The organism is Rhodopirellula sp. JB055 (assembly GCF_043100905.1).
Taxonomy (GTDB): Bacteria; Planctomycetota; Planctomycetia; order Pirellulales; family Pirellulaceae; genus Rhodopirellula.
Window position 1 is genome coordinate 1 of the sequence record NZ_JBICHO010000499.1, and the last position, 13452, is coordinate 13452.

7 protein-coding genes are annotated in these 13452 nt (G+C 56.8%); 4 read left to right on the plus strand and 3 right to left on the minus strand.

Annotated elements, in window-relative coordinates; translation table 11 throughout:
* Positions 1-41: 41 nt before the first annotated feature.
* Both ACF8AM_RS19475 and ACF8AM_RS19480 read left to right on the plus strand, forming a co-directional pair.
* Positions 42-1130, plus strand: a complete 1089-nt coding sequence (locus ACF8AM_RS19475) for a DMT family transporter (protein WP_392557249.1) — start codon at positions 42-44, stop codon at positions 1128-1130.
* A 158-nt stretch (positions 1131-1288) separates the two neighbouring features.
* Positions 1289-3967, plus strand: coding sequence for a GTPase-activating protein (locus tag ACF8AM_RS19480; RefSeq protein WP_392557250.1), 2679 nt, complete (start codon positions 1289-1291; stop codon positions 3965-3967).
* 407 nt (positions 3968-4374) lie between these two features.
* On the opposite strand, the gene ACF8AM_RS19485 is transcribed toward ACF8AM_RS19480, so the two are convergent.
* From ACF8AM_RS19485 to ACF8AM_RS19495, 3 genes are all read right to left on the minus strand, one after another.
* Complete coding sequence (locus ACF8AM_RS19485) at positions 4375-4941, minus strand: c-type cytochrome (RefSeq protein WP_392557251.1); 567 nt, start codon at positions 4939-4941, stop codon at positions 4375-4377.
* Positions 4942-4956: 15 nt separating this feature from the next.
* Positions 4957-9189 (minus strand): PVC-type heme-binding CxxCH protein, encoded by a 4233-nt coding sequence (locus ACF8AM_RS19490; RefSeq protein ID WP_392557252.1) that lies wholly within the window; start codon positions 9187-9189, stop codon positions 4957-4959.
* A 301-nt stretch (positions 9190-9490) separates the two neighbouring features.
* The gene (locus ACF8AM_RS19495; RefSeq protein ID WP_392557255.1) at positions 9491-11413 is read right to left on the minus strand and encodes a sulfatase; all 1923 of its coding nucleotides are present in this window, start codon (positions 11411-11413) and stop codon (positions 9491-9493) included.
* Between the two features lie 375 nt (positions 11414-11788).
* Here ACF8AM_RS19495 and ACF8AM_RS19500 point away from each other — a divergent pair, with 375 nt between their 5' ends.
* Positions 11789-12565, plus strand: coding sequence for a TatD family hydrolase (locus ACF8AM_RS19500; protein WP_392557253.1), 777 nt, complete (start codon positions 11789-11791; stop codon positions 12563-12565).
* A gap of 234 nt (positions 12566-12799) precedes the next feature.
* Positions 12800-13452: response regulator transcription factor (locus ACF8AM_RS19505; protein WP_392557254.1), on the plus strand; the 653-nt coding region annotated here is incomplete at its 3' end.

Consider the following 13452-nt stretch of genomic DNA (forward strand, 5'->3'; position numbering starts at 1 on the left):
GACCTTTCCCCTGCCCTTCATTTTCTTCGCCCGGATGCCTTATGAGTTCTGATTCATCGATCGATCAGAACGAGTTCTCTGGTACCGAAGCGGGCGAGAAGGATCAGGTTGTCTGGTGGCGCCGTTTGGGACAGGCGATGATATCGCCGGGAATCGGCTTTGGCATTGTGGCGGGGATCGCTTCGGCGGTGTTGTACACGCTTGCGAACATCTCGCTTCGCAATGCGATTTCGGTGGATCCGTTCATTGTTTCGACGTTCAAAGCGGTTCCGACAGTATTGGTTTTGACGCCCTACTTGGTCTCCGTCAAAGCCAGCGGGCGTCCGATTGCGACCAGTCGCCAGTGGATTCCGATCTTCATCCCGGTTGCTTTGGTCGGGCAAGTGATTGGCAATGGCGCGTTTCAGGTGGCATTGGGCAGCATCGGATTGGCGGCTTCGGTGCCAATCACGCTGGGGTCGTTGTTGATCGGCAGCGCCATTCTGGGGCGGATTCTGCTGAAGGAACCCGTTCGGCCGCGAACGTTGTTGTCGATTGGAACGCTGATCATCGCCGTGATTGTGTTGTCACGATCTCGCGGTGTGGATCCGGTGGAGTGGCATCCTTCGTCGGATATTCCGTCCAGTGAGCCGGTGGATTGGTTGCATTCGCCGATCTTTGGGGCGGCGGGGGCGATCGCATCTGGGTTGGCCTACGCTGTTTTCAGCACGTCGATGCGTTTCACGATGAAACGCGGCATGTTGGCATCCATGGCGATGTGGATCAGCGGTGTTTCGGGCACGGTCGCTTTGGCTGGCATCGTCGCGGTCAGAACGGGATGGTCGCCAATCGCAGACATCCCGGCCGCGATGTGGCAATCGATGATTTGGGCGGGAGTCTTCAATTTCACGGCGTTTGTGGCGATTTCAACGGCGCTGAAGGTCTTGCCCGTCGTGGCGGTTCACTTGATCAATGCATCGCAAGTCGCGATGGCCAGCGTCGCGGGAGTGATTGTGTTTGAAGAACCGGTGACGAAGTTATTGGTGATTGGCGTTTCATTGACGCTGGCCGGACTGACGATTCTCGCCACCCGTCGGAGGCCGACTCCGGTTTCACCGCCCACATTCGAGTCAACCTTTCGTTCGGAATAACCGATACACACGTTAAGACCCGTCGTGTCGTCACAGAACGCTTGATTTCTGTGGCTGGACGTTCGGGAGGACCCCAACGTGATGTCACCGACCGCGGAAGAAAATTGACTGTGTCAGAAAAACGCCAACGTTTGGCCGCTTTGTTGATTGCAACAAGCTTGTCAACGTCTTCGTGTCTCGCCACCGTGGCCGTTCAAGCGGATGAATTGCAGTTCGGTGCGCCCGCCGTCGCTGCAACTGCCGATTCGTTTGGGGTGATCGATGACACGAGCGAGAGCGACGCGATCGAGCCTCGCGTGGCGGGGCCCGCCGTGGTGATTCGCGAAAAAGACGACTCGTCTCGATCGCACTTGCAATTTCGTGAGCAGAACGGGCCGTGGCAATCGAACGCCTCGCCAATCGGATCAGCGATTCAGTTGTTGCCGCCACAAATCGCACAGCCTGCTCCCATGGAACAGCCGGTGTTTTTGGGCAACGCCGACGCGAAAGCCACCGAGGAAATCGTGCGAACGCCTCGCATGGTCACTCGTGAAGACGCGCGACTGAACGGTGTTCGCAAAACTTGGGAGCCGAAGGGGCCGCTGTTCACACAAACCGAACCGTCGATGATTTTGCGTGGCCCAGAATCGGCCGAAGCAGAATTGGCGGATCCGAACCGGCAGCAATTGGCGGACAACGTTCCGGATTCGTTGGCTCCCAGCAAGATGCCAGCGGAGTTCGATTCGCGTCCGACTCGTTCGGTCTCCGATCGCAATGGCAGTGCGACGTGGGAAGACCAAGCCAATCCGAAACCGAATGCGACGCGTTGGAACGCGCGACGAAATGTCACCGAGCGTTCGCCTCTTCGCGATCCGCAGCCGTCGACGACCATGGCGCCAATCGGCAGCGGGGCTTTGCCACAACAGGCCACCCCAAAGACTCAGGCTCCAACCACTCAAACGCCAACTCTGCCGCCGATGAGTGTTGAATCGCTGCCCAGCCTGCCGGCTTTGAATGCGCCTGCAGATCAGGGCACCGAGTTGAATGCAGCGGCCAGCGATTTGCCAAAGAAGGTTGATGAGCTGACCAGCAAGATCGAAGAGTTGACCGCGCAGTTGAATGCGTTGAAGTCCAGCAAGCCAGCACCGATGGAGCCGAAAGCCAAAGCAGAGGCGGAGCCCGAGGCAGAAGAATCGATCAGCTTGGTTCCGCCCAGCATTCCAAAGACTCGCTCGGCGATCGATTCGTTGCCAGAGATGAAGCCATCCCGGCCATCAACGCGGCACGAAGAATTGCCTTCATTGGAAGACGCTGAACCGGCGAAGAAGGACGATACCGTTGGCAGTGGATTGCAGAGCAACGAGTTGTCGTTGGGCAAGACGCCGTCGATGGAATTGCAACGGGACACGGAGGAAGAGAAAAAGCGAGAACTTGAACGCCGTTTGAACGAAAGCATCGCTGAGCAGTTGCGTCAGGAAGAGGCTCGTGATCGCTCTGAAATCGAGGAGCGTGAAAACCCAATGTCGTTGGACTCGGCGTCACCAAGTCGTCCAAGTGAACGTCACGCTAAAATCAAGAGCGACAAACGGGCGGATGAGTTGTCGCGAGTGCCTTTGCAAGCGGTGGAACGAGACCGTTTGACTCCTTTGGAAGACGCACCTGCCGGATCGGTTAGCTTGCGAGACATTCACGGCAACGATTTGGATGAAGCGGACCTTCAAGAATTCTATGCCGAGGAAGCCGAGACCCAGAATGCAGACTCCGGTTCGACGGACCAACAGCGTTTGCGATTGGCTGAGTTGGACGCGACCGGGCGTCCTAAGACGCACCGCGGAAAGGGTGCCGCAGCGAATCTGAGTACCGGCGTGATGCGTATGCAGCAACCGATCGTACAGTGCCTGCAGCACTACTACACTCGCCGCGAACGAGCCGACGGCCGCAGTAACTGGGGCATGATGCATGCCGTGATGGTCTTCGGGCCTGACACGCGTTTGATTGCTCGCGGTCGTGATTACAGCACCATCGCTTGGATGGCAGGTAACAATGTTTGCCGCGGTCAACGATTGATGGAAATCGAAGGCGGAAAGATCAAGGCTCGTGAGGGCGTTGGACTGCAAGGGCACCAAGCCCAGTGGTTGGCTGTGCTGGCAATGGCCGGTGTGCCCAGCGATTACCCGCTCTACGTAGACGGTCAGAAATTCAGTGTGGCTGATCTCGTCAAAGTCGAAGCGTTCAAGTGCAAGGAAGGCGAAGAACTCACGTTCAGCCTGATTGGATTGTCGCACTACCTCGACACGGAAACGACCTGGGTTGGTGCCGATGGCGAGCGTTGGGATTTCTCTCGCTTGATCGCTGCGGAACTGGACCAACCCGTGGTCGGTTCGGCTTGTGGCGGCACGCACCGTTTGATGGGTTTCGCGCACGCGTTGCGGAAACGGCGTTTGGAAGGCCAACCAATCGATGGCCAATGGGCTCGTGCGGAACAGTTCCTCGATGACTTCGTCGACTACACCCTGCGACTGCAGAACCGTGACGGTTCGATGAGCACGGATTGGTTTGAGTCACGCCAGGACAACGGTGACTTGGACAGGAAGGTCCAAACGACCGGACACATGGTTGAGTTCTTGCTCACGCATTTGCCGGACGAAAAGTTGTTGGAACCCGAAGTGTTGCGTTCGGTCACGTTCTTGTTGAACGCGATGTTGAAGGGACGCAACAACGATTGGTCGATCGGTCCCAAGGGGCACGCGTTGCGATCGTTGGCGTTGTTCCACCAGCGGGTTTATGGTGAACCAGCGCCGTTGGCGAAGCAACGCAGTGTCGCAAGACAGCGCCAGACAACCCGCCGATCCCGATAGAGGTCCCAAAGCGATTTCGCCCTCCCGTAGGCTATGTTTTATATGGCGTTGGGTGAAACGCCGTGACCACGGACGCTCGCAAAGGAGCGTGGTTGGGGTGGACGACTCGCTTCTTTGGAAGCATCGGCTCGGTCGCCAGGTACGACCTGGCCTACGATAATTGTGGCTTGAATTCCCGTTGCCGGATTCGGCTGAAATCGGACGTGCTCACTTAGGCCATGTTTTACATGGCGATGGGTGAAACGCCGGGGCCACGGACGCTCGCGAAAAAGCGGTGGTTGGGGTGGACGACTCGCTTCTTTCGAAGCATCGGTTCGGTCGCCAGGTACGACCTGGCCTACGATGGTTGTGGCACGAATTCGCGTAACCGGATTCGCCTGAATTCGGACCTTGCAGGACGACCTTCGCTACTTTTGATTGCTGAGGATGTAATTCAGCAACTCGAAGATTTCGTCTTCGGTGAACTGATCGAGCAAAGCCTTGGGCATCATCGAAGTTGAGGTTTTGACCATTTGCTCGATCTCATCCTGCTCAATCACGGTGGGCTCCTTCGCTTCCGCATTGGCCAGCAGCTTCACGACGTCGTCGGTCTCGTCGACCAATAACCCCGAGAACGTCTGCCCGTCTGCGGTGAGGACCAGGTGCGTCGCGTACTTGTCGTCGATGCGGTCGGATGGATGCAGGATCTCCTTGAGCACCTCTCGCGAATCGCCTTTCCATTTGCTAACGACTTCGTCGAGTGCCGGGCCGATCTGCCCGCCTTTGCCAGCGACTTGGTGGCAGCTCGCACAGGTGGCTTGTTCGAAGATCTTCTGCCCGATTTCTGCCGTTCGACCACGCAAACCTTCGGTCAGTTTGTCGCCAGCGAAATCGTCGATCGTCCACGCTTGCACAAACGATCGATTGTTGCCAATCGGATCAGCGGGCTCGAATGGATTGGCGTTGTAGGCATCCAGGTCTTCGACAACGACCATCACGCCATACATGCGCTACCAGTGGTGCGGGAACGTGCAAACGTAGGGGTACTCACCGGGTTCGGTGGGAGCCGTGAACGTCATCGCTTCCTTTTCGTTGGAGGCGACCAAGTCGGTGCTGTGGAGTACCAGATCAGAGTCCGGCACGTATTGTTTGCCTTGGAAACCGCCGCGAGGTCCGGCTTGAAGACCGAGTTCCGCTACCTTCTTCAGTTCACCGGGAAGGGTGATGACCAAGTTGTGTGGCATGCCGTCGTGGTTTTCCAAGATGACTTGCACAGGGCGTCCCGCTTCGACGGCGAAGTAGGGCACGTCGTAACGCATCTCTTCATCCACTGTTTTGATGCGGACCAAACGCACGGTGATTTCGCGAAGCCGATCGCGAAATTGTTTGGCCGTTTTGGTCGGCAGTTTGGCAATGGCTCGGTCGGCGACTTGCATCGCGTCGATGAACGAGTCGCTGGTGCGGTTTCTCGCCTTGGTTCGCTCGGCAAAGTTGACGAGATAACGAGCCAGTTTCAGTGACGTTTCTGGTTGATAGGCTTTCTTCGGGACCGCAAGCAGCGTGGCGATTCCGTCTTCGCGAAAACCTTCGCAGGCAAGCTTTCCGACTCGCTCAAACGTGTCTTCCCAGTTGCCAGGCACAACGGCCAGCGTTCGAATCGCGGCAGCGACAACCTCTTTTTTGTCACGATTGGACATCAGCTCGATGACTCGTTCACGCTGTGATTCACGGTCCAGACGATCGGGGAGCATCGCGACTCCGGTCAGCCAATTGACCTTGGCGGCGTCGGATCGCTTCGTCAATTCGAACGATGCAACGTCATCTCCGGCAACAATTAGTCCAGCCAGCGCAACGGGAGCAATCGCGGCATCGTTCTTTCTGGCTGCAGCGGTGAATCGGTCCTGCAACGATTCCAAGTTGCCAGCGGGGAGCTTCAGCAACATGGTCGACAACCCGCGAGCGGCTCGCAGGGTCACCTCTCGTTTGGATTTGTCACGCCAGTCCAAGTCTTCGATCACGCCGAGCAACACATCGCCAGGGTCGGAGTCTTGCAGTGCCACCAAAGCCTCGAGCGCGGCACGTCGGTCTTGGTCACCCACTTCTCCGCGGGCCAAAATCGCGGCATGCAGCGGTTCGTACTTGGGGTCTTTGGAATTTCGTGGGACAGCCAATAGGGCTGGCGTCGACAATCGTTCGATTTGATACGAAACGATTTCAGGTGAAAGATCAAAGTAGACCGGCAGCGCGGCGTTGTACGGAGCGATTTTGCTGCCGTGGCCGTCGAACGTTGCACCGGGATCGGTCAACAAGTGGACTTGATCAACCGCGTATCCGACCTGCGAGTGAACATGGCCAGCGTGTCCATTGTGGGCTTGATGGCCGACATGAGAGTTGTGGCTGTTGTGAGAGTTGTGTTCAGCGTGCGCGGCATGAGCATGATCCGCGTGAGTCATCTCGCTTTTCGCTTCGGGCAGATACGGCGCACGGCTAGCGATGACCTGTTCGAAACGCTGCATCGTTTCTTCGAGAGCGTAGTCGAGGTAGTGGTCCATCGGCATCTCTTTGACTCGCAGTGCCGATCGGATCAAGCGGTCTTGGTCGTCCAACGCCCAAGGTTCGCCAAACGCGTGCGAAATGCCACGCAGAGCTTCCATGCGGACCCGAGGATGTTCGTCGGATGCCAACGCTTCGTAACGTTTGGTCGTGTCGGCGATTCGATCAGCCCAAAAAGACAGCACTCGAGTGCCGGCACTGCGGGCTCGATGATCGTCGCTGGCGAGAACTTCGGTCAGCAGTTCTTCGTTGACTTGGTTGTGAGCTTGATGCAGCCACAGCAATTCCAACAGATCGTGATCGTCGTCCTTGCTGGCTCGGCAATCTGCCAATTTCGCATTCGCGGCGGCGATCACGTCTTTCGTTGGACGGGCATGCAGTTCACGACGGACGCGGTATGCGTGGCGTTGGTTCTTGCGACCGACATCCGAGCACAATTGATCGATCAGGTCGGGGGTGGTGGTGTCAGCGATCACAGGCAACTTCACCAGCGGACGTTCTTTGTGAGTCAATCGCCAAATGCGGCCGTGGCTATGGTCGCGGCTTGGGTCACGCAGATTGTGTTGCAGGTGACCGATCAAAGCGTTGTGCCAATCGATAATGTAGAGCGATCCATCGGGAGCGATTTCAATGTCGACAGGACGGAAGTTTCCATCGCCACCACCGACCAGCATCGGTTCCTCGGTTCCTTCGTAGCCGGAATCCTTTTCGACGACCTCGTGCCTGAGTACGGCGCGATCACCGATCACGTTCGTCACCAGGAAATCGCCTTGAACGTCATCAGGGAAATGTTCGCTGCTGAGGAAGCGACATCCAGCCAGCGGGCGAATGCGTTTCGGGTAGAACGTTTGGTAGGGGACCAAACCGTCGTTGTAACCCTGTTCGCCTGCAACGCGACGATGTTGTGCACCGCCCGGGTGTTTGATCGGATAGTCCAGTCGCGTGCTGATCCCGGTTGCCCAGTAACTCCTGCCCGGAGACGCATCGCCGATGAAGTCTTGTCCCCATTCGTTGAAGCCGAATCCCCAAGGGTTGGCGAACGCGAAATTCACGTGGACGCCGAATTTCTTGGTCGTCGGGTCGTAGCGAAAAACGCCTCCTTCCAAGTTTCGAGTCAGGCCGTAGGGGCTTTCGATTTGAGTGAACTTGAACGTCCCTTCTTGGGCATACAGATGCCCGCCAGGGCCAAAGTCAAACGCAGCCAGACCGTGGTGTGAATCGGCGGTGTCAAAGCCGACGATCGCTCGAGTTCGCTTGTCCGCGACATCGTCGCCATCGGTGTCCTCTAGGAAGTAGATGTCGTGTTGCCCGCCAACGAAGACGCCACCGCGTCCGATTTCGAAACCGGTCGGTTGGTGCAATCCGCCGGCGAACGTTTTGCACTCGTCCGCGTCGCCGTCACCGTCGGTGTCTTCCAGGATCAACAGCTTGTCATCCATCGGTGACTTCGGTTGCCAGTGTGGGTAGCTTGGCATCGTCGAGACCCACAACCGGCCTTGGGAATCGAAATCCAGAGCGACCGGGTTGGCAAGTTCGGGGAACTGTTGCTCGGAAGCGACCAATTGAATCTCGTACCCATCCAGCAACGTGAACGTTTTGAGCTGTTCGTCGGTCGTCAAGTATTCCAGCGACCCGAGCTTGCCGCGTTTTGCATTCGGATCATCGGGCCCGCCCACATTGGTTTTCGGAATGATGAATGGCAGCGTGTTGGAGTCGTCGATCGGTTCGCTGATGTTCTCGCCACCGGCGATCGCCCACACGCGAGCGTCTCGGTTGGCGGTCATCTGGTCGAGGATTTCCAGTTCGCGGTTCATGACCGAGCGGTTGTTGTAGGTTCCATCGCTGCCCGCGGTGCCACGTTTGCCATAGATCGAATAACCGTTGACGGCGCGATAGCGATTGAACCAGTGAAAGTTTTTGTCCGCGACAGCGGCCAACAGAGTCGGGTTGATTTGTTCGGGGGCGTCGACTTCACCCAGCAGTCCACGAACCATGATCGGGGCGAGAGCGGTGTAACCATCTGAGTTCAGATGCCCGCCATCCAGCGTCAGTTGCTGCTCGCTCTGTTCAAAGAGTTGCTTCGTTGGCGTGAACAGATTGATGAACGAAACGCCGCGCTTTTCGGCCACGGTTCGCATCGTCCGTGCGATTTTGCTGAGCGCGGCGTTTCGAGGTTCGGCGTCAGGAAGGTTCGGGTCTTCGGTCGCTTCAAACGCAATGGGCGAGACCAATGCGATGCGCGGATTGCTCTCTCCGTTGTAGACCTGCGACTGAGTGTGTTGGATCAGCTCGTCGAGTTCTTGGGTGAAGTCACGCAGGACTTTTTTGTGATCCAGTCCTTCGCGGAGGCGAAACGATTCGTTGTAGCCAAAGAACATCAGCACAACGTCCGCACTGCTGTGCGTGAGGTGTTCGTCCGGTGATCCAAAGTTCAGGCTCCGCAACCGGATCTTGGGTTCATCCCCCGGAGCACAAAGGTTTCGGATCGTTAGGTCCAAATCAGGACGCACCGCATGCAAGAGAGTTTCAAACTGATTCTCATGCTGCATCCGTTCACCCAACGCGTTTCCGATCAGACAAACGTGGTCGCCCGGTCGGAGTTCCAACGCCGGCGGTTGAGCGTGGACGATTGCGGGTAAAGAAACAAACACCAACGCCGCGGAGGCGAAGAGATGGCGAAGAACTGTCATCGGTTGGGGATTCAAAAGACAGGAGAGACAGGAGGTGGGATGATAGCGAGACCTGCACGTCAGCCAGAAAGTTGACGACTAGCAAGTTACAACGGTCGCATGAGCGACGTGTTCTCGAGTCCAGATTCTTACACAAGTTCCATGAACCCGTGTGGTTGGGGCCCGAGAATCGCCCAGCGTTTCCGCGGATTTGACGACGCGATCCCAGCGATCACCTCCGGACATGAGGAGGTGGCGGAATTCGTTTGCGAAGAGGAGTGAATTGCGTCGTGGTGAGGTGGTCCACGACGCGGTCACGAACTCACGGTCGATCCAGATGGTCCAGGTGTTGCTGGATCAAGCCTTTCGGATCCGGATGGAACGGCAGTCGAAACAGCTTGGAATTCATCGGGTAAGGCTTTCCTGCCATCGCGTTGACGTGCCGCACCATGTTGAAGATTTGCATGGCCTCTGTTGGCGACTGACTGAGTTCCAATGTTCTTTGAAAAGTCGGGCGAGGGTCTTTGACATGCAAAATCGCGGCGAGTTGCGCGGCTCTGGCTGCGACCAGTGGCTCGGAATCGAGCATCCGGCGGTGCAGCAATTTGACGAACGTATCGTCGGCCGCCATGTCTAGATTGGCCGATCGATTCCATGCGGCAATGGAACTCGCTGCGACCAAAGCCCAGTATCGCTCCAGCTTGTCTCCGCTGTTGATTGCCGACAGCAGAGCCTTGTTGGCTTGGTCCCATGGCATGACCGCGATGTTGGCGGTGTCGATGTAGCCAGCGATCTCATTGGACAAACGCTTGCCATTTTCGACTGGAGCATCAATGACTTTCAACATGCCAGCTTCGGTCAAGAACCCAAGGTCATTGGTTTCCTTCAAATGCGCGTTCAGCTTCGCACGCAGTTCTGTCAGTCGGTCCCCATAGTCCGGGTCATTTGCCAAGTTGTTCACTTCATGCGGATCGTCCGCCAAGTTGAACAGCAACTCCGGTGGACGCGGTTTGAAGAACTGGCTTTGGACGTCATTGAGTTTGCCGGTGTGATACCGGTCTCGCCATTGTTGGTAGGCCAACATCTTGTAGCGGTAGTCGGCCCACATGGCGTCGGGTTGAAATGATTCGAACGAGCGAATCAGTTTCCAGTCGCCAACGCGGATTGAGCGAACCAGATCGTACTTCTCGTCCATCCGGTCGGCGTAACCAAACGTTGTGTCGCGCGAGTCGACTTCGGCCGCTTCGATTCGCTTGCCCAAAAACGCTTTGCCATCGATCGGACCAGCTTCGTCCAGCGGCACACCCGCCAGACTTAGCACAGTGGGAGCAAAGTCGATGAATGACACGAAGCCTTTGGTGCGAGACCCCAGTTCACGATCGACCAGTCGGCGATAGTTGTCGGGAATGCGAACGACCAATGGCACGTGCAGACCGGATTCATAGATGTAGCCCTTCCCTCGAGGCAGCACGCCACCATGGTCACCGAAGTAAAACACGAACGTGTTTTCCAGCTCGCCGGCTTGTTCCAATTGTTCGATCACGCTGGCGACTTTCTCGTCGATGATGCTCATCCGGTCGCGATAAAACGCGGCGGTGTGCCGGAAGACTTGCGTGTCGGGAAAGTAGGGCTGAAGCGAAACGGTTTCTGAATCGAAATCGGTTGGTTTCTGCAACGCGTCGACTCCGAAGTGCAAGCGGCCTTCGTGTGAATCAGCAAACGTGACCACGTGGAAGAAAGGTGTGTCATCGGCGGGTCGGTTTTTCCATGACGCTTTTCGCGAGGAATCATCAAATGGCCTCATCCGCTTTTTCGCGTTGTAGTCCTCTTTGGAATTGTTGGTCGTGTAGTAGCCGGATTGTCGAAGCCACGCGGGGAACATTTCGACGCCGAGTGGCAGCGTCGCGAGCTCGGTCTTGCGATGGAACTGCGTGCCGATGCGAGGCCCGTAGCAGCCCGTGATCAGCGTCGTTCGGGCGGTGGAGCAAACCGGTGCGTTGCTGAACGCTCGGTCGAAGGTCACGCCATGCGCAGCCATCGCTTCGATGGCGGGCGTTTCGACGCCGGTTTCGTCGAAGTGTTTCAAGTAGTGCTTGGAGTTGTCTTCCGACATGATCCAAACGATGTTCGGACGCGAGGCCGGATTGACGGCATCGCTCTTTGGTTCTGACTGAGCATGAGCCGCCGAAGCAATGAATAGGATTGCCATCGGATAGGTGACGGCACGGATCGTCGACTGAAACATCTTTGGCAAAACCTTGGGGTTCGAAGGCGGGACCGATCGGGATGGTGGGCGTCGATTTGAGGCAACCGCGAACGTGTGGGACGTTCTTGGGTGCGACCGGATGCCCCCCAATGTATCAGCTTGTGTTTACCAATCCGCCGAATCGTGGCTGTTCCGACCAGAAATGATTGGTCGGACAAAGAACAATTCGTCGCATCGGAATGATCTGGCGTACGAGCCGAATCGGTGCAACTGATGCAGTTTCTCATTGACCGATGCAAATCATCCGAAAGTGGTTTGCGGTTGCGGGTGCTACCCAGTTTCGCGAAATGAAACAAAATGAGCGACTTCGTGCCTGGCATATCTTTCTCCGCTTTCGATCCATCCGAGCTCCGAATGAACCCTCTGTTTGACACTCACGCTCATTTGAATTCCAAGGACTTCAACGACAATGTTGCCGAGGTGGTCGAGCGGGCTCGCCAGGCTGGTGTGGTTGGCATCGGCGTGATCGGGATCGATTTGGCGACGAGCCGACGAGCCGTTGAGCTGGCGGGTGAGTTCCCTGACATGATTCATGCGGTGGTCGGGATCCAACCCAATTCCGTCGCAGAATCCTCCGATGGCGATTTCGCGGAAATTGAGACGCTGGCGACGTCTCCCGGGGTTCGCGGGATCGGCGAAACCGGCTTGGATTGCTATTGGGATGACACGCCGATCGAGCAGCAACAGGTTGCGTTCGACCAACACATCGATCTGGCCTGTCGAACGAACTTGCCAATGGTCATTCACATGCGTGAAAGCGGTGATCTGATCGCAGAACAACTGGCTCGGCAAACGCAACTTCCGGCCGCGGTCATGCATTCCTTCACGGGAGACTGGGAATTGGCCGAGCGTTGTTTGGAGATGGGATTGATGATCAGCTTCGCGGGGATGGTCACATTCAAGAAGAGCGATGATCTTCGCGAGGTCGCCAAACGCGTTCCGGAGGACCGATTGCTGATCGAAACGGATTCGCCGTACTTGTCGCCCGAACCGCTGCGGGGGAAACGGCCGAACGAGCCCGCTCGGGTGGCGCACGTCCTGCGTTGTTTGGCCGATGTACGGAATGTGCCAACTTCGAAGCTGGCGGAAGCGACGACCGCCAATGCGAGGCGATTTTTTCAACTGTCGTGAATCCAGCAGACGCTGATCATTATGATCGCGTGTGATTCGGTAAGATGCGATGAAGCAATGGTGTGGATCTGATTTCGTCTGCCGAATCCATTGATTCTGAATTCCCGAACGAGATCTTCATCAAACCTTCAACGAAAGGGCGGTTTGTGGGTGGTGTCAAACTTCACCTCTTCAACGAAACTACTCGCGGACCGGAAGAAATGAATCTCCTCTCAAAACGCAGCATGCGGACGAATGTCAAAAACCAAAGTTCTCATCGTTGAAGATTACCGGCCGTTGGTGGAAACGCTCGAGTACCAGCTCAAACGAGCGGGCTACGATGTCTATCGAGCGGCTGACGGTCGGGAAGCTCTCAACCAAGCCAAGCTGTATCTGCCGGACGTGGTTGTCCTCGATGTCGATTTGCCGATTCTCAGCGGCGTGGAAGTTTGCAAGCAGTTGCGGTCCGACGCGACGACCAAAGACACTCTGATTTTGATGCTCAGTGCGTTGGGCGAAGAGTCCGATCAAGTCGTCGGATTCGCGGTCGGGGCGGACGATTACGTCGTCAAACCCGTCGAGAGCTACAAGGTTCTGCTGCAGCGAATCAAAGCCTTGCTGCGTCGCCGAGAACCCAGCATGGACGACGCCGACTCCATTTCGCGATGCGGAGTGACCGTCGATCGCAGACGTTTTGTGGCCACGATCGAGGGGGAGGCGGTCAAGCTGACCAAAAGTGAGTTCCGGTTGCTGGACACCCTGATCCGCCAACCCGGCCGAGCCTTCGACCGCAGCGAACTGGTCGACGCTGCCCTGGGCGAAGACACGATGGTGCTGGAGCGAACGATCGACGTCCACGTCCGGGCCCTCCGCAAAAAAATGAACGAACACGCGGATTTGGTCGAAAC

Coding starts and splice junctions, on each gene's coding strand:
- ACF8AM_RS19475 (WP_392557249.1), top strand. CDS start 42: ATGAGTTCTGATTCATCGATCGATCAGAACGAGTTCTCTGGTACCGAA.
- ACF8AM_RS19485 (WP_392557251.1), bottom strand. CDS start 4,941: ATGGTCGTTGTCGAAGACCTGGATGCCTACAACGCCAATCCATTCGAG.
- ACF8AM_RS19490 (WP_392557252.1), bottom strand. CDS start 9,189: ATGACAGTTCTTCGCCATCTCTTCGCCTCCGCGGCGTTGGTGTTTGTT.
- ACF8AM_RS19495 (WP_392557255.1), bottom strand. CDS start 11,413: ATGTTTCAGTCGACGATCCGTGCCGTCACCTATCCGATGGCAATCCTA.
- ACF8AM_RS19500 (WP_392557253.1), top strand. CDS start 11,789: ATGAACCCTCTGTTTGACACTCACGCTCATTTGAATTCCAAGGACTTC.